General features: G+C 62.1%; 21 protein-coding genes and 2 pseudogenes. 6 read left to right on the top strand and 17 right to left on the bottom strand.

What is annotated here, in order from left to right; translation table 11 throughout:
- Positions 1–21: 21 nt before the first annotated feature.
- From glnT to X739_RS153345, 10 genes are all read right to left on the bottom strand, one after another.
- Positions 22–1,329, bottom strand: a complete 1,308-nt coding sequence (gene glnT, locus X739_RS153300) for a type III glutamate--ammonia ligase (protein WP_023771062.1) — start codon at positions 1,327–1,329, stop codon at positions 22–24.
- A 32-nt stretch (positions 1,330–1,361) separates the two neighbouring features.
- Positions 1,362–2,690, bottom strand: coding sequence for an FMN-binding glutamate synthase family protein (locus X739_RS153305; RefSeq protein WP_015318914.1), 1,329 nt, complete (start codon positions 2,688–2,690; stop codon positions 1,362–1,364).
- Positions 2,691–2,696: 6 nt separating this feature from the next.
- The gene (locus tag X739_RS153310) at positions 2,697–3,419 is read right to left on the bottom strand and encodes a GXGXG domain-containing protein (RefSeq protein ID WP_023794620.1); all 723 of its coding nucleotides are present in this window, start codon (positions 3,417–3,419) and stop codon (positions 2,697–2,699) included.
- Positions 3,420–3,423: 4 nt separating this feature from the next.
- Positions 3,424–4,320 (bottom strand): glutamine amidotransferase family protein, encoded by an 897-nt coding sequence (locus X739_RS153315; RefSeq protein WP_023771060.1) that lies wholly within the window; start codon positions 4,318–4,320, stop codon positions 3,424–3,426.
- 83 nt (positions 4,321–4,403) lie between these two features.
- Positions 4,404–4,733: a hypothetical protein gene (locus tag X739_RS153320; protein WP_023794619.1), complete on the bottom strand. Its 330-nt coding sequence runs from the start codon at positions 4,731–4,733 to the stop codon at positions 4,404–4,406.
- Entirely contained in the window at positions 4,730–5,419 is a 690-nt protein-coding gene (locus tag X739_RS153325) for a hypothetical protein (RefSeq protein WP_023794618.1), read from the bottom strand. The genes X739_RS153320 and X739_RS153325 overlap by 4 nt, the downstream gene beginning before the upstream one ends.
- 45 nt (positions 5,420–5,464) lie before the next feature.
- Positions 5,465–6,868: an APC family permease gene (locus tag X739_RS153330; protein ID WP_031240484.1), complete on the bottom strand. Its 1,404-nt coding sequence runs from the start codon at positions 6,866–6,868 to the stop codon at positions 5,465–5,467.
- A gap of 14 nt (positions 6,869–6,882) precedes the next feature.
- Positions 6,883–7,044: a hypothetical protein gene (locus X739_RS1000000167955; RefSeq protein ID WP_015318908.1), complete on the bottom strand. Its 162-nt coding sequence runs from the start codon at positions 7,042–7,044 to the stop codon at positions 6,883–6,885.
- A gap of 32 nt (positions 7,045–7,076) precedes the next feature.
- Positions 7,077–7,454, bottom strand: coding sequence for a hypothetical protein (locus tag X739_RS153340; protein ID WP_023771056.1), 378 nt, complete (start codon positions 7,452–7,454; stop codon positions 7,077–7,079).
- 11 nt (positions 7,455–7,465) lie between these two features.
- Positions 7,466–7,753 (bottom strand): hypothetical protein, encoded by a 288-nt coding sequence (locus X739_RS153345; RefSeq protein WP_023771055.1) that lies wholly within the window; start codon positions 7,751–7,753, stop codon positions 7,466–7,468.
- 284 nt (positions 7,754–8,037) lie between these two features.
- Between X739_RS153345 and X739_RS153350 the strand changes: the two genes are divergently transcribed.
- The 4 genes from X739_RS153350 to X739_RS153365 are packed head-to-tail and all read left to right on the top strand — an operon-like array spanning position 8,038 to position 11,822.
- Positions 8,038–9,171: an aminomethyltransferase family protein gene (locus tag X739_RS153350; protein ID WP_023782230.1), complete on the top strand. Its 1,134-nt coding sequence runs from the start codon at positions 8,038–8,040 to the stop codon at positions 9,169–9,171.
- Between the two features lie 42 nt (positions 9,172–9,213).
- The gene (locus X739_RS153355) at positions 9,214–9,810 is read left to right on the top strand and encodes a dimethylamine monooxygenase subunit DmmA family protein (protein WP_023794617.1); all 597 of its coding nucleotides are present in this window, start codon (positions 9,214–9,216) and stop codon (positions 9,808–9,810) included.
- A complete protein-coding gene (locus tag X739_RS153360; protein ID WP_023771052.1) occupies positions 9,807–10,772 on the top strand; it encodes a PDR/VanB family oxidoreductase in 966 nt (321 codons plus the stop codon). The genes X739_RS153355 and X739_RS153360 overlap by 4 nt, the downstream gene beginning before the upstream one ends.
- A 9-nt stretch (positions 10,773–10,781) precedes the next feature.
- A complete protein-coding gene (locus X739_RS153365; RefSeq protein WP_023794616.1) occupies positions 10,782–11,822 on the top strand; it encodes a DUF3445 domain-containing protein in 1,041 nt (346 codons plus the stop codon).
- A gap of 124 nt (positions 11,823–11,946) precedes the next feature.
- Here X739_RS153365 and X739_RS153370 read toward each other — a convergent pair whose 3' ends face one another.
- A complete protein-coding gene (locus tag X739_RS153370) occupies positions 11,947–12,663 on the bottom strand; it encodes an XRE family transcriptional regulator (RefSeq protein WP_023771050.1) in 717 nt (238 codons plus the stop codon).
- A gap of 49 nt (positions 12,664–12,712) precedes the next feature.
- Between X739_RS153370 and X739_RS1000000169300 the strand changes: the two genes are divergently transcribed.
- Positions 12,713–12,925: a hypothetical protein gene (locus tag X739_RS1000000169300; RefSeq protein WP_156939860.1), complete on the top strand. Its 213-nt coding sequence runs from the start codon at positions 12,713–12,715 to the stop codon at positions 12,923–12,925.
- Positions 12,922–14,280 carry an NAD(P)/FAD-dependent oxidoreductase gene (locus X739_RS153375; protein WP_023794615.1) on the top strand — a complete coding sequence of 453 codons (1,359 nt, stop codon included), beginning with the start codon at positions 12,922–12,924 and terminating at the stop codon, positions 14,278–14,280. The genes X739_RS1000000169300 and X739_RS153375 overlap by 4 nt, the downstream gene beginning before the upstream one ends.
- 10 nt (positions 14,281–14,290) lie before the next feature.
- Here X739_RS153375 and X739_RS01000000166055 read toward each other — a convergent pair.
- The 6 genes and pseudogenes from X739_RS01000000166055 to X739_RS153395 all read right to left on the bottom strand — a co-directional run bounded on the left by X739_RS01000000166055 (position 14,291) and on the right by X739_RS153395 (position 22,259).
- A pseudogene (locus X739_RS01000000166055) lies at positions 14,291–16,281 on the bottom strand (ABC transporter permease subunit).
- Positions 16,278–17,345 carry a glycine betaine/L-proline ABC transporter ATP-binding protein gene (locus X739_RS153380; protein ID WP_023794614.1) on the bottom strand — a complete coding sequence of 356 codons (1,068 nt, stop codon included), beginning with the start codon at positions 17,343–17,345 and terminating at the stop codon, positions 16,278–16,280. Before X739_RS153380 ends, X739_RS01000000166055 begins: the two are co-directional and overlap by 4 nt.
- A gap of 72 nt (positions 17,346–17,417) precedes the next feature.
- Positions 17,418–18,405 (bottom strand): annotated as a pseudogene (locus X739_RS01000000166050) (ABC transporter substrate-binding protein).
- 473 nt (positions 18,406–18,878) lie between these two features.
- The gene (locus tag X739_RS153385) at positions 18,879–19,643 is read right to left on the bottom strand and encodes an SDR family oxidoreductase (protein WP_023771045.1); all 765 of its coding nucleotides are present in this window, start codon (positions 19,641–19,643) and stop codon (positions 18,879–18,881) included.
- 74 nt (positions 19,644–19,717) lie between these two features.
- Positions 19,718–20,515 (bottom strand): DUF427 domain-containing protein, encoded by a 798-nt coding sequence (locus X739_RS153390; RefSeq protein ID WP_023771044.1) that lies wholly within the window; start codon positions 20,513–20,515, stop codon positions 19,718–19,720.
- 88 nt (positions 20,516–20,603) lie between these two features.
- The gene (locus tag X739_RS153395) at positions 20,604–22,259 is read right to left on the bottom strand and encodes an ABC transporter substrate-binding protein (protein WP_023771043.1); all 1,656 of its coding nucleotides are present in this window, start codon (positions 22,257–22,259) and stop codon (positions 20,604–20,606) included.
- Between the last annotated feature and the right edge of the window lie 19 nt (positions 22,260–22,278).

Genomic DNA, 22,278 nt, shown 5'->3' with positions numbered 1-22,278 from the left:
GGTCGCTCGCACTGCTGGGGCTCAGATGTCCAGCGTGTGGTCGCGCTCCCATTGCGTGAAGTGGGAAGCATAGGAATTCCATTCCTGGTGCTTCAGCTTTAGATAAGCCGACGAGAATTCCTCACCCAGCGCCGCCTTGAGCGATTTGTCCTTGTCGAACTCGCGCAACGCATCGAGCAGGTTGAGCGGCAGCTTAGGCGCGCCCTTCACCGTGTGGCCGTGCTGGTACATGTCGATGTCGTAGCGCTTGCCCGGATCGGCCTTCGAACGGATGCCGTCGAGGCCGGCGGCGATGATGACCGCCTGCAGGAGATAGGGGTTGGCGGCGCCATCCGGCAGGCGCAATTCGAAGCGACCGGGGCCGGGCACGCGCACCATGTGGGTGCGGTTGTTGCCGGTCCAGGTCACCGTGTTCGGCGCCCAGGTCGCGCCCGAAATGGTGCGCGGCGCGTTGATGCGCTTATAGGAATTGACCGTCGGGTTGGTGATCGCGGCGAGCGCCGAAGCGTGCTTCATGATGCCGCCAAGGAAGTTCTTGCCCTTGGCGGAAAGACCGAGTTCCATCGAATTGTCGGCGAAGACATTGGTCTTGCCCGACTTGTCCCAGACAGAGATGTGGGCATGGCAGCCATTGCCGGTCAGGCCCTGGAACGGTTTGGGCATGAAGGTGGCGCGCAGCCCATGTTTTTCCGCGATCGACTTGACCATGAACTTGAAGAAGGAATGCTTGTCCGCGGTCGGCAACGCATCGTCGAACGCCCAGTTCATCTCGAATTGGCCGTTGGCGTCCTCGTGGTCGTTCTGGTAAGCGCCCCAGCCGAGCGCCAGCATGTGGTCGCAGATCTCGGCGATGACGTCGTAACGGCGCATCACCGCCTGCTGGTCGTAGCAAGGCTTCGATGCCGTGTCGTATTCATCGGAGATCGTCTTGCCGTCCGGCGAGATCAGGAAGAACTCGGCCTCGACGCCGGTCTTGACGTGCATGCCGTCGGCGGCTGCCTCCGCGATCAGCCGCTTCAGTGTGTTGCGCGGCGCCTGGTCGACCTCCTTGTCGTCCATGATGCAGTTGGCGGCGACCCAGGCGACTTCCGGTTTCCATGGCAACTGGATGACCGAGTCCGGATCCGGCACCGCCAGCATGTCGGGATGCGCCGGCGTGAGATCGAGCCAGGTGGCGAACCCGGCAAAGCCGGCACCGTCCTTCTGCATGTCGGCGATGGCTTGCGCCGGTACCAGCTTGGCACGCTGGCCACTGAACAGGTCAGTGTAGGAAATCATGAAATATTTGACGCCGTTCTTCTTGGCGAAATCGGCGAGATCGTTCCCCATTATATTTCCTCGCTTATGTCTTTGGATGTGTTCTAGAAGCCGTTCTTCCCCGGTATCCAGTTGGTGCCGGCCAGCGGCACGCCGGCCATGGCGGCAGCCTCGATCGTCAATGCGACGAGGTCCTCGGGTTCGAGATTGTGCAGGCTGTTCTTGCCGCAGGCGCGGGCGATGGTCTGCGCCTCCAGCGTCATCACCTTCAAGTAGTTCGCCAACCGGCGCCCGGCGGCCACGGGGTCGACCCGCTTCATCAGTTCGGGGTCCTGCGTGGTGATGCCGGCAGGGTCCTTGCCCTCATGCCAGTCGTCATAGGCGCCCGATGTGGTGCCGAGTTCGTTGTACTCCGCCTCCCAGCGGGGATCGTTGTCACCGAGCGCCACGAGTGCCGCGGTGCCGATCGACACGGCGTCGACGCCGAGCGCCAGCGCCTTGGCCACATCGGCGCCGTTGCGGATGCCGCCTGAGACGATGAGCTGCACCTTGCGGTGCATGCCGAGATCCTGCAGCGCCTGCACCGCCGGCCTGATGCAGGCGAGCGTCGGCTGGCCGACATTCTCGATGAACACTTCCTGCGTCGCCGCCGTTCCGCCCTGCATGCCGTCGACCACGACGACGTCGGCGCCGGCCTTCACCGCAAGCGCTGTGTCGTAGTAGGGCCGGGCGCCGCCGACCTTGACGTAGATCGGTTTTTCCCAGTCGGTGATTTCGCGCAGTTCGAGGATCTTGATCTCGAGATCGTCCGGACCGGTCCAGTCGGGGTGGCGCGAGGCCGAGCGCTGGTCGATGCCTTTGGGCAGCGTGCGCATTTCGGCGACACGGTCGGAAATCTTCTGGCCGAGCAGCATGCCGCCACCGCCGGGCTTGGCGCCCTGGCCGACGACCACTTCGATCGCATCGGCGCGGCGCAGGTCGCGCAGGTTCATGCCGTAACGCGAGGGCAAGTACTGATAGACCAGTTGCTTGGAATGGCCGCGCTCTTCCTCTGTCATGCCGCCATCGCCGGTCGTGGTCGAGGTGCCCGACAGCGTCGCGCCGCGCCCGAGCGCTTCCTTGGCGGGACCGGACAGCGAGCCGAAGCTCATGCCGGCAATGGTGATCGGGATCTTCAGTTCGATAGGCTTCTTGGCGTGGCGCGAACCGAGCACCACGGATGTGTCGCAGCGCTCGCGGTAGCCTTCCAGCGGGTAGCGCGAGATCGAAGCGCCGAGGAACAGAAGGTCATCGAAATGCGGCAGCTTGCGCTTGGCGCCGGCACCTCTGATGTCGTAGATGCCGGTCGCCGCGGCGCGGCGGATTTCGGAGAGCGTGTAGTCGTCGAAGGTCGCGGATTTGCGCGGCGTCGTCGGCGGGTTGCGATAGGTCATGCTGCCTCAATACGCGTCGGCGTTGTCGATATTGAAATTGTAGAGCGTGCGCGCCGAGCCGTAGCGCTTGAACTCCGACGGCTTGACGCCGGTCACGCCGGCGCGGTCGAGCAGATCCTGCAGCAGTTCCAGATGCTCGGGCCGCATCTCCTTGGCGATGCAGTCTGCACCAAGACTATCGACCTTGCCGCGCACGAAGAGCCGCGCCTCGTAGATGGAATCGCCCAGTGCATCGCCGGCATCGCCCAGAACAACGAGGTTGCCGGATTGCGCCATGAAGGCCGACATATGGCCGATATTGCCATGCACGACGATGTCGATGCCCTTCATCGAGATGCCGCAGCGCGACGAGGCGTTGCCTTCGATGACCAGCAGGCCGCCCTTGCCGGTGGCGCCTGCATACTGGCTGGCATCGCCCTTGATGACGATGGAACCCGACATCATGTTCTCGCCAACGCCCGGGCCGACCGAGCCGTGCACGGTGATGGCGCTGCCGGAGTTCATGCCGCCGCAGTAATAGCCGACGCTGCCGCGCACATCGATGCTGACAGGGTGGTCGACACCGACGGCGACCGAATGGCTCCCTTTCGGGTTGAGCACTTCCCACGCCGTCTCGTTCGAACCCGGAGCCAGATTGTGGAGCGCTTGATTGAGTTCGCGCAGCGACAGGATGTCGAGGTCGAAGACGCGCGCATGGCTGTCGCGCGTTGCCTTGGAGGTTGCCGGCATGAACTCAATGCTCCCAGAAATACACGGTTGCGGGCTCCGGTTCCCAGACCCTCGCATTGTCTATACCGGGCAGTTTGGTCAGCGCGCGATATTCCGAGCCGAAGGCGACATACTGGTCGGTCTCGGCCATCACGGCAGGCTTGCAGGCAATCGGATCGCGCACCACGCCAAAACCATTCTTGGTGCCGACGACGAAGGTGAAGAAGCCGTCGAGGTCGGACAGCGTGCCTTCCAGTGCCTGGCCGAGGTTCTTGCCATGCGCCATTTGCGAGGAAAGGTAAGCGGCCGCCACTTCGGTATCGTTCTCGGTCTCGAATTTCATGCCTTCGCGGATCAATTCGCGGCGGACATTGTTGTGGTTCGACAATGAACCATTGTGCACAAGACATTGGTCGGCACCGGTCGAGAAAGGATGCGCACCCATCGTCGTCACTGCCGATTCCGTCGCCATGCGGGTATGACCGATGCCATGCGTGCCGGTCATCTTGCGCACGTCGAAGCGATCGACGACGGCTTCGGGCAGGCCGACTTCCTTGTAGATTTCCACCGCTTCGCCGGCGCCCATGATGCGGATGTCGGGCCTGAGCGACTGGAGGGCTTCACGCGCCGCGTCGACCTTGTCCGGCGTGGTCCTGACCACTGCGTGGGTCGATTTCACCGCAATGCTCACCGGCGCTCCGACGGCCTTCGCGAGTTCGGCGTCCAGGCCGCGGAAATCGCGCTCCGGCTTCGGCGACTGGATGGTGATCTTGGCCTCGTTGCCTGATGTCGCGCCATAGATGGCAATGCCGGCACTATCAGGGCCGCGATCGCTGAGCGATACCAGCATCTCCGACAGCATCGCGCCGAGCTTCGGCTCCAGCGCCTTGTCCTTCAGGAAAAGTCCAACGATTCCGCACATGTCAGCCTCCCGACGTTTGTGACTAAGATGATGTATCGAATGAAATCCTCGAATTCAATGGCATGAAAGAAATTTTCCTCTGGTTACGTATGCGGCTCAATGCCGCTCTGTGTTTCGTTTCCTTCCGGCCGGGCATTATGAGCCCATTTGGCGGTACGGATGCGGGCGATCTTGTAGGCGTCGAGGATCGACAGCGCATAGATCAGGAAGCCGCCGGCGTGACGGCCGACGAAGCTGGCGTCCGGCGGCGAAATCTTGGCGGTCACCCAGGCCAGGATGACCATGAAGAAAAGAAATTGCAGTCCGCGCACAGGGACGCCCAGAATGACATGACCGCTTGCCGGCAGCACGATTGCGGCGCCGAGGACGAGATAGGGGCTCACCGGCGGCGGCGAAGTGTTTGAAGTGCTCATGCGGCCTGCCGTTCGCTTCCGTTGATGGCGTCGCGCAGATCCGAGAGTGATACGAGCAACCGCTCGATCAGCGCAGAATCGATCCGTGTGTCTCCGAACGCGGCTTGCCGGAAGACACCGTAGCGTGCCCGCTCGGCCTCGGCCAGCAGCCACACGATGCGCACTCCGTTCGGCGTGATCAGCAGCTCCTTGGCGCGGCCTTCTGAAAACGGCTCCATATGGTCGGCGATGATGCTCTGCGGGAACCGTGTGCCCCTGCGGTCTGTCCGCAGCACCGCCTCGGCCGGAAAACCGGGCGCCTTCGGCAACGTATGCTGGAGATGGTCGAAATTGGAGAACGTGGTCGGCGAGCCCGGCCGCATCATCATATCGAAGATGGCGGGTACCGAGACCTTCTCGGTGATCGATACGCTAAGCCAGCGCGCCGGCAGTTTCCGCGTCGCCAGCGTGTCGACGATGGTGCGCACCTGCACACGTTGGCCGTTCCACGATCCTTCCCAGGTGATGACGCCGGCGGTGCCGTCCGAGACATTCTCTGCATCCGCGACAATCGCGCGAATGCCCGCCTCGTCGGCCGCGAGCGATGCCGAGGCCCTGTCGCGGCTGCGGCGTGCCTGCCACGCAAGGTGAAGGACGAGAGCCAGGACAATTGCCCCGGCAAGCAGTGCTGATGTCACGTCGGACATTTTATCGTGCAAGGCCCGTCCAGATCCAGGACGGGCCTACTCCCATCAATAGCCCTGCGGTTTCGGCCACGGCATGGTGAACTGGTCCCCACGCCGCACGAATTTGTAGCGATAGAAATGGAACCACAGCGAGATCAGGAAATAGAAGGCGACCATGGCGATCAACTGAGAGCCGAAGCCGAGGAAGATGGCGAAGAAGGTCACCACGCACAGGCAGAACAGGACGATTGCCGGCAGCGGATGGAAGGGATGCGTGTAGCCGCGGCGGATCGAGCCCAGCGGCCACTTCTTCCTGAACATCATGATGTTGATGCTCATGAAGGTGTATTGCAGCACGCCCGACAGGATAGAGAAGGTGATCGCCTGGTTGAGATCGGCGATGAAGGCGAAGGCCAGCGCGATCGGCAGCAGGAACAGGATCGAGCGATAGGGCGTGCGGTATTTCGGATGCACCGCCGAAAACCAGCTCGGCAGATAGCGGTCGCGGCCGAGCGAGAACCAGGCGCGCGCCGCGTCGTTGATGCAACCATTGGCCGAGGCAAGCGCGGCGAGCAGCGTCGCTATGAACAGGAGGTTCTCGAGCAGCGGGCTGCCGGTCAGTTTGCCGGCGTCCCACAGCGGATAATAGGTGATGCCGAGATATTCCCAAGGCATAAGCGAGGCGCAGACATACCAGGTCATGGCGGCGGCGATCAGAAGCGTGATCATGCCGGCCATGGTGCCGTAGGGCAGGGAGCGTGCCGGCGAGCGCACTTCTTCGGCGGCCTGGGTGGTTCCTTCGATGCCGAGATAATACCAGATGCCGAACTGGAAGGCGGCGATGACGCCGATCCAGCCATAGGGCAGCGCGTTGCCTGGGGTGACCAGTTCGTTGAGCTTCAGCACCGCGCCTTGCGTCCACGGGCTGACCGAGAAGAACAGGACGACGATCGAGACATAGGCGATGGCCGTGATGACGAAGTTGACGTTGAGCGTCATCAGCACGCCGCGATAGTTGAGCCAGGCCAGCACCACGATGGTGGCGGCGATGAAGGAATTGTGGGTTAGCCCTTCTACACCTGCCTTGGCGACGATGGTGTCGCCGAGCAGGATGGCGTCGGACACTTCCAGCATCGTATAGGCAAAGACCAGGAACAGCGCGACGTTGAACGCCATCAGCGGCCCGACGATGTGCTTGGCCTGCGCATACTGGCCGCCGGCGGCGGCCACTGTCGACGTCACTTCGGAATCGATCATGGCCACCGAGGTGTAGAGCAGCCCGACGACCCAGCACACGATCAGGGCAGCCAGCGCGCCGCCCTTGTCGGCCGAGAAATTCCAGCCGGTGAACTCGCCGACCAGAACGATGCCGACGCCGAGTGCCCAGACATGGGCCGGGCCAAGCACCCGAAGCAGCGACACCCGGTCCCCGTGAATTGTGGTGGTGGTGTTTTCAATCGCGACCGTCATCGATCAATCCCCACTCAGATCCGGTGTTTTTCGGAAGCGGCTTCAAGCTCGCCTTCACGCGACGAGGTCAAAACGTCCTCGGAGTAGTTCGTATCGACCTTGAACCAGTCGTAGAGCATCCACAGCGCGAGCACGATCGAGATGCCCCAGCATGCGTAAGAGAGTGCCACCCACATGATCGTGTCCCCAAAATCTTCGTCGTCAAACTTTACTTATCGTCGAACTTCTCGTTGATGACATCGCGATATTCGCGGTCGGATGCCCGGAACAGGAACACGAAATAACCGATCAGGACGGCCGCCATGATGATCAGCGTCGGCCAGTCGATGATGTAGTGGAACCGGTTCTGGATGACGTCGTGCGCGGTCTCGGGTGTATAGCCGAGCTTTTCCCAGATCGAAGCCATGGTCGGATTCTGCCCGAGCGCTTCCCAGGTCTTGGCATCGAGCGCGTCGATCGATTTTGCGGCACCGGCAAGACCAAGCTTCAGCGGCAGCCACAGCGCCACGAAGATGGCGACCACGACAACGGCGATGTCGAAGACTTGCCCGGCCTTGCTCTGCTCCGGCGGCGTATAGCGGGACATTGTTTCTCCCCTCAGGACTTGCGGTTGCGGGATGCGTCGGCGTTCTTGATGTCGAGCCCGTAGATGAACTCTTTGTCTTCCTTGTAGTGTTTGACCATCGCCAGGATGGCTGCCGTGTTGAAGATGAGCACGGCGGCGGCGGCAATGGCGACGACGGCCTTGATGCTGCCCTGAGGAATGTATGGCCATGTCATGAAGAGGACGAAGAGGATCGTCGCCCACAGGCAGATGATCAGGATCGCGGATCCGCGCAAGTCGGAGCGGTACAGCGCCTCGATGCGCTGCTGCAGGTCTGCCATCGGTTTTTCCCCTTTTTGCCGACGCCCGGTTCCGAATCCACCGCCCGCCGCTCTCTTTCAAGAGAGTGAAATTTTTTTCATAAATTCAGGCCGAATTCCGCAATTGTCAAGATGAATTTACGCTGAGTTAACCGCTTGCTTCGACCTGCCGATTTTGCCTGACAATGAAATTATTTGCTTTAGGGGGATTGCGGGCCTCTCGCGTTTGCGATCAATATTCGACCAGGCTCCCGGCCTTGCGCACGGGAGCAGGGAACAGCAGCATTTTCGATGGAGACGAGCGGATGACGGCATCCTGGAGATTTTCGACCCTGGCGGATCGCCATCGTGCGCTGGGTTCGAAACTCGAAGACTGGAGCGGTATGGGTACCGCCTGGACCTACGACAAGGATGCCGACGAGGAATATATCGCCATCCGCACCAAGGCCGGGCTTATGGATGTTTCCGGCCTGAAGAAGGTTCACATCACAGGGCCACACGCCTCGCATCTGATCGACCTCGCCACCACGCGTGACGTCGAAAAGATCTATCCCGGCAAGTCGGCCTATGCCTGCATGCTGAACGAGGCGGGCAAATTCACCGACGACTGCATCCTCTACCGCACGGGACCGAATTCCTGGATGGTGGTGCACGGCTCGGGCACCGGCCATGAGGAACTGCAGCGGGCGGCGATGGGACGGGACGTGTCGTTGCGCTTCGACGACAATCTGCACGATTTGTCGCTGCAGGGGCCAACAGCGGTCGACTATCTGGCCAAGCACGTGCCCGGCATCCGCGACCTCAACTACTTCCATCATATGCAGACGCAACTGTTCGGCTTCCCCGTCATGATCTCGCGCACCGGCTATACCGGCGAACGCGGCTACGAGATCTTCTGCCGTGGCCAGGATGCAGGCACGATCTGGGACAGGATTCTCGACGAGGGCAAGAGCGCCGGCATCATTCCGTGCCGCTTCACCACGCTCGACATGCTGCGGGTCGAAAGCTACCTGCTGTTCTACCCCTACGACAATTCCCAAAAGTATCCGTTCGAGAATGAAGGACCCGGCGATACGCTTTGGGAGCTCGGCCTCGACTTCACCGTCAGTCCCGGCAAGACCGGCTTTCGCGGTGCCGAGGAGCACTATCGCCTGAAAGGCAAGGAGCGCTTTAAGATCTATGGCGTCCTGCTCGACGGCAGAGAGCCGGCGGACGAGGGCGCTCCGGTCTATCGCGACGGCAAAAAGGTCGGCGTTGTCACCTGCGCCATGTATTCGCCGCTGGTCGAGAAATCGATGGGCATCGCCCGGCTCGACGTCGACTGCGCGGTCAAGGACACCACGCTCGAAATCCGCAACAAGAGCGGATCGATCCAGGCGACGGCGCAGCCCTTGCCGTTCGACGATCCCAAGAAGACCAAGCGCACGGCGAAAGGCTGAGGTATAATCGACAGCGAGGGGTTTCGAGGCACGAAGACTTAAATGGCAGTCAAGACCATCATCAGCCGGCCCATCTACGGGACCCTGTCTCCGCAACCCGGCAAGCATCATCTTTTCGTGGCGGATGCGGAAGGCGCGCTCGCGATAAGAGACATGGCCGCCAGGGTTCCGGCCAGGTTCTTCGATGCAGCCGAAATCGTCTTCATTCCCGGTCCTGACGGCAAATATGTTGCCGCTCTCGAAGCATTGAAGCCGGCGCGGCTTCATCTGGCGCCGTCCTTCGCCAGCCTGCTGCCGCGTCTGAAGCAGACGCTGACCAACGCGCATATGGGTCTGCGCCTTTATCTCGCCGGCACCGAAGGGCTGATCGGCCAGGCCATGCAGGTGGCGCTCGAAGCCGGCGTCGACCACACCTCCATGCAGACCGAGCATCGCGGCTCGCTGGCGCGCCGCATGCAATGTGTCCACTGCAAGGGCATCACCGAGAATGTGACGACGCAGCCGGCGACCTGCTCGCATTGCGGCCTGCTGCTTCTCGTGCGCGATCACTATTCCCGACGCCTTGCCGCTTTCCAGGGCGTCTGCATCAATGCCGAGGATCGTAGTGAAATTCCTCCGATGGAGGAGATATTTCGATGAGCACCGGCACCACCAAGCTCGACGTCGTCGTCAGCGACGTCGTCCCGGTCAATGAGTTGGTCACCCGGTTCCATTTTCGCCGACGTGATGGCGAGCTGTTGCCGACCTTTTCCGGCGGCGCCCATGTCGTGGTCGAGATGCGCGATGGCGAGCGCACAAGGCTCAATCCCTATTCACTGATGGGCTCGCCGCTAGACACGCGCGAATACACCATCTCGGTGCGCCGCGATGATGTCGGTCGCGGCGGCTCGCTGTTCATGCACAGGTCGGTCAAGCCGGGCCTGGAGATGGTGATCAGCTATCCGGTCAATCTTTTTTCGCTCGATCTGCGCGCCAAAAAACACCTGATGCTGGCCGGCGGCATCGGCATTACGCCGTTCATGGCCCAGACCGCCCAACTGGCGGGGGAGGGCGGCAATTTCGAACTGCACTACACCTGTCGCACCGCCTCGCTTGGCACCTATGCCGATGTGCTGCGGGAACGCTACGGCCGTCGCGTCCGGCTCTATCACGATGACCTTGAGGAGCGGATCGAGCTCGACCGGTTGCTATCCACGCAGCCGCTCGGGACGCACCTCTATGTCTGCGGCCCCGCAGGCATGATCAACTGGGTGCGCGACCGCGCAGCTAGCCTGGGCTGGCCGCCGGAGACCGTCCACTACGAGCATTTCGCGGCGCCGCAGCCCGGCCTGCCATTCGACGTGACGCTTGCCATCAGCGGCAAGACCATCCGCGTCGGCGAGCAGCAGAGCCTGCTGGAAGCCATCGAAGCCGCCGGCGTCGATCCGCCCTATCTCTGCCGTGGCGGCGTCTGCGGCCAGTGCGAGACCAACGTCATCTCGTGTGACGGCAAATTCATCCACAACGACCATTGGCTGAGCGAGGAAGAGCACCGTTCGGGCAATAAGATCATGCCGTGCGTGTCGCGCTTCGAGGGCAGGTCGCTGGTCCTGGAAAGATAGGAGGCGAGAATGGGCATCACCTTTCGCAAGGAAACGTTCCGCGACGACTTCACCTTCAAGAACAGCCCGGAGCATATCAGGCGGTTTCCGTTCCCGTTCCACGAAGACAGCTATATGTACGCCGTCAACATCGAGCCGCATGTCGTCGGGCCCAAGGGCTCGGTGCTCGAAAACCTGATCGACGTCGACGAACACTATGTCGCCGAGATGCAGGACCGTGCGATGGTGCTGGCCGAGGATCCCCTGCGCTGCCAGTCGCTGCCGCACATGACGCTCGCCGGCTGGGACCTGCTGGAACTTTTGATGGAGCAGCAGGCGCTGGGCTATCCCGAGCATTTCACGCTGACGCGCGACGGCGACCGCTGGCGCTGGATCAATCGGCCGCTCGGCATCGACGACACCTTCACCTTCGGTGACACCTCGACGCTGCCCTACGGGCCGATGGAGTATATCACCCGGCAAAGCCAAGGCGATTTCTGCATCCTCGATCAGCGCGACGGCAATCTGTGGATGGACGCCGGCATGGTCACCACCCAGGCCGACTGGTCGCTCGATTTCGACATCGGCATGAATTTCTTCGAATGGCACGCGCCGGTGCCGCTGGCGCATGAGAAGGGTATTTTCACGCGCGCCTTGAAGTTCCTCACCAACATCCAGCAGGGCAAGCCGGCACGGCGCCTGAACTGGACGATGACCATCAATCCGCGGCTGGACACCAGCCCTGAGAATTATCACAAATGGGGTCCGGACCGCGCGACGGTCACGTCGGAGAATGTCGGCGACAAGGTGCATCTGCGTGTCGAACTGCAGAGTTTCTGGCGGCTGCCGCGCTCCAATGGCATCGTCTTTCCGATCCGCTGCTACCTGATCAAGATGGACGAACTGGTGACGCAGCCGAAATGGGCACGGCGCCTGCACCGCGTCATCCGCGACCTGCCCGAGGAACTCGCCAGCTACAAAGGCCTCACGCGCTTTCGCCCGACACTGGTCGAGTGGCTGTCGAAGCTGGACGATGGGAGCCCGACGAGCCCGGGGTTCGGGCCGGATTGAAAGGCCTCCCACATCCGGCCGCTTCGCGGCCACTTTCTCCCCGAGGGGAGAAGAGATAGCGAAGACTGGCGCCAGGCTCCTCTCCCCTGAGGGCAATCCAGGTGAGGGGGCTGCGGCGTCCCGCCTACCCAGCACTGCCCTGCGGGTAGCAGATAATCGACAAATAACGCATCGGCAGTTTCGTCAGTCGCTCCGGTCCATGCGGTGCGTCGGCGTCGAAGAACAGGCTGTCGCCGGGCTTCATCGGATAGAGATTGCTGCCGTGCCGGTAAACGACCTCGCCCTCGAGCATGTAGAGAAACTCCATGCCTTCGTGCTGGAAGGTCGGGAACACGTCGGAATCCTCGGTCAGCGTGATCAGATAGGGCTCGACGACGACGCCACTGGTGTTGGAACCGATATGGCCAAGCAGATTGTACTGGTGACCGGCGCGCGTGCCGCGGCGTTCGACGTCGAGGCCTTGGCCCGCCTTGACGAACACGGCGCTGCGCTCTTCCTCGAAGCGGCGGAAGAAGGCGGTGACCGGAACGCCGAGCGCCCGCGACAGTGCCTGCAAGGTGGTCAGCGACGGCGAGGTGATGCCGTTCTCGATCTTCGACAGCATGCCCAGCGAAATATCGGTGGCGACCGCGAGATCCGCCACGGTGATGCCGAGCTTCTTGCGGAAGGCCCGCACCTCGCGGCCGATCGCGACCTCAAGCACTTTTTCGCGGGTATCGCGAATGGCGTGGGGGTTTTGTGTCAGCGGCGCGCGTATGGTCCTGCCGTCCGCCGACACTTTCGGCGACGGCTTTGCCTTTGCGCTCGCGGGAGCCTTGGAATCCGAATTCGCCTTTGCCATGTCGCCCCCCAATCGTCAGGATTTATTTCACTCAAGGTGAACATGTCAGGTGCCGATACAGGAGCGCAACCGCAACGGCAAGCCATCTTATGTCGCGCGCGGCAGTGCGACCATCGCGGCGCCCGTGGGTTTTCCGCCAGGAATCCTCTGCGCGCAAACGCCGTTCCAGCAGATGTCTGTTGACAGCACCAAGAGGCCAATTACTGTCACTGCCAGTGAAATTTGTTTCGCTGGGGAAATCAAAAAAGGAGGCCCGGAATGAACAATCGCGTTGCCGTCATCGGAGCCGGACCGTCCGGTCTGGCTCAACTCAGGGCTTTCAAGTCGGCGGCCGACAAGGGCGCCGAGATTCCCGAGATCGTCTGCTTCGAAAAGCAATCCGACTGGGGTGGTCTGTGGAACTACACCTGGCGTACCGGCCTCGACGAACATGGCGATCCCGTGCACGGCTCGATGTACCGCTATCTCTGGTCGAACGGGCCGAAGGAATGCCTGGAATTCGCCGACTACACATTCGAGGAGCATTTCGGTCGGCCGATCGGCTCCTACCCGCCGCGTGCGGTGCTGTGGGACTACATCAAGGGCCGCGTCGAGAAGTCGGGTCTGCGCAAATGGGTGCGCTTCAACAGCCCGGTGCGGATGGTCACCTTCTCGGACGAGACGAAGAAATTCACCGTCACCGCGCATGACCGCACCAACGACGTGACTTACTCCGAGGAGTTCGACAATGTCGTCGTCGCCTCCGGGCATTTTTCTGTGCCCAACGTTCCCTATTTCGAGGGCTTCTCGACCTTCAACGGCCGCATCCTGCACAGCCACGATTTCCGCGACGCGATGGAGTTCAAGGGCAAGGACATCCTGATTATCGGCCGCTCCTACTCGGCCGAGGACATCGGTTCGCAGTGCTACAAATATGGCGCCAAGTCGATCACCTCCAGCTATCGTTCCAAACCGATGGGCTTCAAATGGCCCGAGAATTGGAAGGAAGTGCCGCTGCTGCAAAAAGTCGTCGGCAAGACCGCCCATTTCAAGGACGGCACGACCAAGGATGTCGACGCCATCATCCTGTGCACCGGCTATCTCCATTCCTTTCCGTTCCTGACCGACGATCTCAAGCTCAAGACCGCCAACCGCATGTGGCCGTTGGACCTCTATGAGGGCGTGGTCTGGGAGAAGAACCCGAAGCTGTCCTATATCGGCATGCAGGACCAGTTCTACACCTTCAACATGTTCGACGCGCAGGCCTGGTACGCCCGCGACGTCATCATGGGCCGCATCAAGCTGCCGTCCGCCGAGGCGATGGCGGCGCATGGTGCCAAATGGCGCGCCCGCGAGGAGACGCTGGAGGATGCCGAGCAGATGATTTGGTTCCAAGGCGACTACACCAAGGAACTCATGGACCAGACCGACTATCCCGGCTTCGACGTCAAGGCGGTCAACCAGACCTTCATGGAGTGGGAGCATCACAAGGCCGAAGACATTATGAGCTTCCGCGACCACGCCTACCGTTCGCTGATGACCGGCACCATGGCGCCGCTGCACCACACGCCGTGGCTGCAGGCACTGGACGATTCCATGGAAAGCTATCTCGAGGTGAAAGGAGTGGCGGCCGAGTAGGCCGCCGCCGCTATCCAAGCCTCGCCCGCGCCTTGGCCGTCCAGGCATTGAACAGCCGGTCGGCGACGATGCCGATGAAGGCGATGGCGAGGCCGGCGACGATGCCGCGGCCGGAATCGGCCTTCGACAGCGCGATGAACACTTCCTGGCCGAGATCGCGCGTGCCGACCATGGCGCAGATGATGATCATCGCCAATGCCATCAGGATGGTCTGGTTGACGCCCAGCATGATTTCCGGCAACGCCAGCGGCAGTTGCACACGAAAGAAGGTCTGGCGCGGGGTGCAGCCCGACACTTTCGCTGCCTCGATCAGTGCCGACGGCACCTGCCTTATGCCGTGATTGGTGTAACGGATCGCCGGCACCACGGCGAAGGCTATCGTTGCAATCATCGCCGTCACGTCGCCGACCCTGAACAGCATCACGACCGGGATTATGAAACAGAAGGACGGCAGCACCTGCAGGGTGTCGATGACGGGTGTGACGATCTTTTCGAAGCGGTCGCTACGGGCAGCCATCAGGCCGACGGGAATGCCGATCAGGCAGGCGAGGAAGGCNCGAGGAAGGCGGAGATGCCGCAGAGATAGACCGTCGCCATGGTCTTTTCCCACAGGCCGGTGACCGCGCAGAAAGCGGTCAGCATTGCCACCAGGACGGCCAGCCGCGGGCCGGAAAGCTGGTAGCCGGCAAGACCGAGCAGGAACGCCGCGCCCAGCCAAGGGAAGCCTTCGCAGAAGGCGCGCACCGGATTGAGCACATTGAGGATCAGCGCCACGCGGAAGGCTTCGATGACATCGAAGAAGTTTATCGTCACCCAGTTCACCGCCGCTTTCCACAGTGGCGCGGTGGTGAAGGTGATCGCCTTCGGCACGGTCGCGAGGGCGGGAACGAACAGGCCGAGCAGAGTGGTGACGGCAAGGATGGCGATGGCGAGCGTCAGATTGGGATGGCGGCGCCAGAGACCCGGGCTGCCGGACCGGTGGACGTTGCCCTTCGCCTGCTTGCGGGCGATGGCCTGGCTCAGCCGGTCGAGCGCGATGGCCAGTGCGACGATGGCAAGCCCGGCTTCCATGGCCTCGCCGACCTTGAGCGCGCGAAGCGCCAAAAGCACGTCGTAGCCTAGGCCGCCGGCGCCGATCATCGAGGCGATGATCACCATGTTGAGTGCCAGCATGATCACCTGGTTGACGCCGACCATCAGCGTCGGCCGCGCCGATGGCAGCAGCACGCGCCACAATTTCTGCCGCGCCGTGCAGCCTGCCATCTCGCTGAAATCGTCGATCTCGGACGGCACCCGAGACAGGCCCAGCATCGTCGCCCGAACCATCGGGGGCGTGGCGAAGATGGCGGTGGCGATCATCGCCGAGACCGGGCTGTTGCCGAACAGCAGCAGCATCGGGATGAGATAGGCGAAGGTGGGGATCGTCTGCATCAGGTCAAGTGCTGGGGAGACCACAAGCCGCTCGGCCCACGGCGTGCGCCAAGCCCAGATGCCGGCGAACAGCCCGGTGAGAATGCAGAACGGCACCGCGATCGAGATTAGCGCCAGGGTCAGCATGGCGCTCGTCCATTGGCCGAACAGCGCGATGTAGAGGAAACATCCACCAACGAGCAGGCTGAGCTTCCTGCCTCCTGCCGCATGGCCGGCGAGGGAGGCGACGGCGCAGACGCCAACCCAGGACAAACGCGGCAGCACGAAAGCGTCGGCGCCATGGCCGAACTTGAAATTCTTGGCCAAGAGATTGAGCGCGAAGTCGAGCGGCACGCCGAGCACCGCGGTGACCGAGCGCGTCAGCCAGGACAGGTTCGACTTGATCCAGCCCATCAGCGCGCTGACCCAGTCGGCGACGGGGACGACCGCCTCGACCGGGTAGTTGACGGCCCATGGCAGCCTTTCCTGCAGCAGGAACATCACCAGCACGGCGGCAAGCGCGAGCACCCAGATCACCAGCCACCGTTGGATCGGCGGCCTTGTCCGGCTGGCGTTTGCCGTTACCGTCATGCGCCGCCTCGCTCGATGCCGGCCAGAAGATCGATCACCGCTTGCGGCGTCACTTCGCCGATGGGCGTGCCGGTGCCGTTGATCACGGCGAAGGGTTTGCCGGCGGCAACGATGCTGGCCGAAAAACTCGATATCTTGGCCTCGGGCGCCACCGTGCCGCCGTGCTCGGCGCTAGCGCAGGTACGCATCAGGCTGCGCGCTGAGATCACCTTGGCGCGGTCGACGTCGCGGGTGAACTCGGCGACATAGTCGGTCGCCGGATTGACCACCAGTTCCTCCGGCGTGCCGATCTGGATGACTTGGCCGTCCTTCATGATGGCGATGCGGTCGGCCAGCCTGATGGCCTCGTCGAAATCATGGGTGATGAAGACAATGGTCTTGTGCAGCATGGTCTGCAGCCGCATCAACTCGTCCTGCATCTCGCGGCGGATCAGCGGATCGAGCGCGGAGAACGGCTCGTCGAGAAACCAGATCTCCGGCTTGGTGGCGAGGCTGCGGGCGATGCCGACGCGCTGCTGCTGGCCGCCCGACAGTTCGCGCGGATAGAAGTGCTCGCGGCCGCGCAGACCGACGAGTTCGATGACTTCCCGGGCGCGCGCCTCGCGTGTCGGCCGATCCTGCCCCTGGATACTCAGAGGAAAGGCGATGTTCTCGAGCACGTTGAGATGCGGCAACAGCGCGAAATTCTGGAACACCATGCCCATGCGATGGCGCCTGAGTTCGATCAGGGCGGCATCGGAAATCTTGAGCAGGTCCTTGCCTTCGAATTCGACCTTGCCGTGTGTCGGCTCGACCAGCCGCGACATGCAGCGCACCAGCGTCGACTTGCCGGAGCCGGACAGGCCCATGATGATGAAGATCTCGCCCTGGCGGATTTCGAGGTCGACGGCGCGCACCGCACCCACAAGGCCTGCCGCCGAGACCTCCGCCATGCTGGCCTTGCCGTCACGCTCGCGAATGAAATTGGCGGCGTTCGAGCCGAACAGTTTCCAGACGTTGCGGCAAGCAAGTTTTATCGGGCGGGCATCCGTCTCGTCGCATGCCTGTTCAATCGCTTCCGTCATTCAGTCGTCCTTCTGGAACATCAGGAATTGAGGCCGGCCGGTCAACAGCCGGCCTCCCTTTCCAGTCGGAGGTCACTGCGCCCAGGCTTTCCAGTCCGCCTCGTGAGCCGCGATCCAGGCGGCGGCGACGTCTTCCGGCGTCTTGCCGTCAAGATCGATCTCGCCGCTCATCTTGTTCAACTCGTCGGTGTCGATCGTGTAGGCCTTGGCCACTTTGTAGGCGACCGGCCATTTGTCTTTCATCCCGTTCCAGGAGTACTTCCAGATCTCGCCATGCGGCTTGCCGCAATCGTATTTGGCGTCCGGGTTCACGCCCCATTTCGGGTCGCTGTAGCATTCGGGCGTGTATTCGGGAAACTGCACCCATTCGCCCTTGTATTTTGCAGGCGCCCAATGCGGCGAATAGATCCACAGCATGATCGGCGCCTTGCGCTGATAGGCGGAGTCCAACTCGGCGAACATCGCGGCATCAGTGCCGGCATGGATCACGGTGAAGGGCAGCTTCAGCGCCGCGACACGCTCGTCGTCAAAGCCTTCCCAGGTCACCGGGCCGCCGAGATAGCGCCCCTTTGGCACCGTCTCGGCGGTGGAGAACGATGCCGCGCAGGTGGCGTCGAGCAGAGCGTGCCAGTCCGGCAAGGAGGGACATTTCTCCTTCATGTATTCGGGAAACCACCACTCTTCCTTGGCCTTCGGGCCGAGCTTGCCGAGCCTTTCGGTCTGGCCGGTGGCGTCNTCCGGTCGCGTCGGAGGCCTTCATGGCCTCGCCTGCGGTCGTGTCCCAGAATTCCAGGCCGACATCGAGATCGCCATTGGTGAGACCGGTGGTCAGGCTGGAGAGGTAGTCGGCGGTCGGATATTCGACGGTATAGCCGAGCTTTTCCAGGATGCCGCCGAGGATCTTGGCGTTGAGATTGACGCTGGTCCAGTCGAACAGCGCGATCTTGATCGGGTCGTTCGATTCCGGCGCCGCTGCCTGTGCTGTCGGCGTCAGGACACTTGCCGCGGCAAGTGCAAAAGCTCCCATTGAGAATTTCGATATCACACTGCGAAATGGCATGCTTGGTTCTCCTTCAAGCTGTAACGGTTATTGGTCGTTCCCTTGTTGCGTCTTTTCTTGATTGTGTTGGAAAGGCAGGCTGTTGTGCAAGACCGTTCTCGCCATGCCGGAGCCAAAGCCGGCACAGGCGCGATGATGCTCGATTTCGGTGATGACGGACGCTGCCGAGACAGCCAGTCTCATGGCCGATCGATCGCCGCGAGAGCGATCATCCGCGGATCAATAGCGATCATCCGCCGATCAACTGCCAGTCCTGCGGCGCCCTGCAGGGTGCGAGCCATCAAGGTCCATGATCCCGAGCATTTCCGGCGGATTTGCTCTCGGCTATCGCCTGGCAAGTCCCATCTCGCCAGCGCGGTTTCATAGGATGAAAATATATATACCAACGTTCATGCAGCGCAACGATTAAGGCCGCGAAGAAGCAGAATTCCGGACTGCATGCGCAACCGGCGGGACACGGGTCCACGCCGTGTTTACCAGCAGACGTAGCCGCCATCGACGATCAGGTCGAGCCCGGTGACGAAGCTCGACGCGCGGCTGGCCAGGAAAACCGTCGGCCCGACCATTTCCTCCGGCGCCGCCATGCGCCCCATCGGCGTGTCGCGTTTGAAGATCTTCACCTCTTCGGCCACCTCCGGCCTTTTGTTCATCGGCGTCAGCGTATAGCCTGGGCTGACGACGTTGACACGCAGCCCACGATCGGCCCACTCCATGGCGAGGCTCTTCGACATGTGGATGACGGCGGCCTTCGAGGAATTGTAATGCGCCTGCGTCAATCCGCGATTGACGATGGTGCCCGACATCGAGGCGATGTTGATGATCGAGCCCTTGCCTCGCGCCAGCATCTTGCGCGCTTCTGCCTGGCAGGACAGGAACACGCCGGCGACATTGACCTCGTGCACCTTTCGCCATTTATCCAGCGCCAGTGTCTCCGCTGGTTCGGAACCGGCAATGCCGGCATTGTTGACGGCGACCGTCAACGGGCCGAGTTCGGCTTCGACGCGATCCATGGCCGCGGCCAGGTCGCCCTCCGACGTCACCGTGCCCGTCAGCACCAGCGCCCTGCGGCCGAGTGCCGTGATCCGGTGAGCGGTTTCGTCCAGCCCACCCTTCGACGCATGGCCAAAACAAGCGACATCGGCGCCTGCCTCGGCCAGTCCGATCGCGATTGCCTGGCCAATGCCGCTGCCAGCGCCGGTGACCAGCGCAACATCGCCGTCCAGTTTGAAAAGATCCATCGATAGCCCTCCCTGCTCAAGGAAGGTATGCGCTGACCTATATCTCGATCAAGCCTCAGCGGGCTGCGGCGTGCCTAGAAATATCCGTCGGACGCAGCCGTGGCTTCCTTCGAGATTTCGACGCCATCGACCAGGATCTTGTCGACCAGTTCGTGGTGGAAGCAGACCAGTCCCTTGATGCGTTCTGCCTCGTGCACCGGCTCCGGATAATACCAGACCATGTTCTCGTGCCGTTTCTTGGGCGTGGTCACGTGATAATAGTTGGAAATGCCCTTATAGGGGCAGCGTGATATGTAACGGCTGGGCGCGAACATATCGAGCCGCGTGTCGGAGATCGGCAGATAGTGGCGCACCGGGTGGCCGGTTTCGAACAGGAACACGCCGCGCCGTGAATCGGCGACTTGCTCGCCATCGAGGATGATCTGGACGCGCCGCGACGACGGCAGGCAGTCGACGCGGCGGAACGGGTCGCGGGCATGCACGAAGATCTCCTCGTCTTCCTCGAACCAGTGGCCCATCTTGCCCCACACGAACGACATGTAGCCCGCGATCGGCGGACAACCCTTGACGGGATCGAGATAGCGCCATGCACCATCTTCGACCAAGGTGATGCCTGTATTGAGCGAGTAGTGCGTGGCGACGCCCTTGTATGGATCTTCCGTCGTCGTCTTTGAGGGCAGCAGGAATTCCTCGCGCACGTCCTCGATCGGGAAATAGTAGACCGGCAGATGGTCGGATTCGAACAAAACCAATGCCCTGGTGGTGTCGGCAACGGTCATCGAACCGACCTGGACCCGCAGCCGCTTCAGCGACGGCATTGTGAAGGCGACATAGCCCGGCTCGAACTCGTACTGCTCGATAGTGTCGAGCACGGGGAAATGCGGTCCGCGACCGCGCAGATGAGGCTTGCGAATGGTAGTCTCCCGTTTCTGTCGTGGCCGAACGTTGGCGCGGCAGCCTCTATCCCAGCGACACCCGATCGAGCAGCAGCCCGGCGGCGATCGGCGGCAAGCCGCTGACCTTCTTGCGCACCGGCACCAGGAGATCGGGGAAGTAGCTGAAGATGACGGGTGTCTCGTCGAGCAGCAGTTTCTGGATGTCGGAGGCTGCCGCGCGCTGCGCGCCGATATCCAGCGCCTTGAGATAGCTGGTGACCGTGTCGTCATAGGCAGGGTTCTTGAAATGCGCCGCGTTCCACGGACCGTCGCTGACCAGCGGGCTCTTGAGGAACACATTCGGCACGCTGCGATGAGCGTAGTCGGTGATGCCGAGCGGGCTGTCCAGCCAGTCTGATTGGCCGAATACAGCCTTGCCGTAATATTTGTCCTGATCTTCGATGTTGAGCGAGATGCGGGCGCCGATCTCCTTGGCGAAGTTCTGGAACAACTGCGCGTAGCCGGGGATATCGGAGTAGCGCAACGTCGTCAGTGTGATGTCGAAACCATCGGCAAGCCCCGCCGCCTCCATGAGTTGCTTGGCCTTGGCGATATCCTGCGTGCGTTGCGGCACCGATTTGTCGGTGGCCGGGAAGGCCGGCGCGAACGGGCTGTCATTGCCGGTCGCCGCCATGCCGCGGCACAGTCCGTCGACCAGCTTGGACCGATCGATGCTGAGCGCCAGCGCCTGGCGCACGCGCTTGTCGGTGAAGGGCGCCATGTCGCAGCGCATGTGCAACTGGCGATGCGCGGTCGAGGCGACGCGCAGCACCGTGATGTCGGGGCTGTTCAGCACCACCTGGCTGACGTCGAGCGGCACCGCGTCGAGAATGTCGACCTCGGCGGCCTGCAGCGCCAGGATGCGCGGCTGCACGTCGTTGTAGAACTTGAATTCGAGCCGGTCGGGCAATGCCTTCTCGCCCCAATAGTCGGGATTGCGCACGAAGGTCGCGCCGACCTTCGGCGTGTAGGTCTCCATCCGGAACGGCCCAGTTCCCTCAAAGGTCTTTTCATAATCGCCTTTGTAGCTCGCCGGCAGGATGACGGCGTTGTAATTGTCGATCGACACCGAATAGGGAAAGCTGCCGTTCGGCGCATCGAGATGGAAGGCGACGGTGTGATCGTCGACCTTCCGGGTTCCACCCTTCGACAACAGGCCCTTGAACACCGACAGCGCGTTGGAGGCGCCGTTCGGATCGGCCAGCCGATCGAACGTTGCGACGACGTCGTCGGCTTTGAACTCCTCACCATTGTGGAATTTCACGCCCTTGCGCAGCTTGAAGGTCCAGACGCTGCCGTCGGCATTGGGCGACCAGCTTTCCGCCAGAACCGGCTTCAAGGTCAGATCCGGCTGGGTGATGCAAAGGAATTCGGCGGTCTGGAAAACCAGCTGATAGCTGCCACTGTCATAGAAGGTAACAGGATCGATGGCACCGCCGGGCGTGGCCACGCCGGCGCGCACCGTGCCGCCCGGCTTGCCCTCGGCGCGGGCCTTCCGCGTGCCGAAACCGGCCGCTCCCAAAATGCCGCCAAGCAACGGCAGCGATAGGCCAAGCATGCTGCCGTGGCGGAGAAAATCACGCCGGTCGAGCCTGCCTGCCATGAACTCGTCGACAGCGGAATTTTCGATTTCCGTGAGGCTTTCGCGGGCGGCGTCGATCGTCATGAAATGCCTTGGCATGGCTGCATTCCTCGCTTGC

The sequence above is a fragment of the Mesorhizobium sp. LNHC209A00 genome (assembly GCF_000502915.1).
Lineage (GTDB): Bacteria > Pseudomonadota > Alphaproteobacteria > Rhizobiales > Rhizobiaceae > Mesorhizobium.
This window is presented reverse-complemented; position numbering and strand designations above follow the sequence as displayed.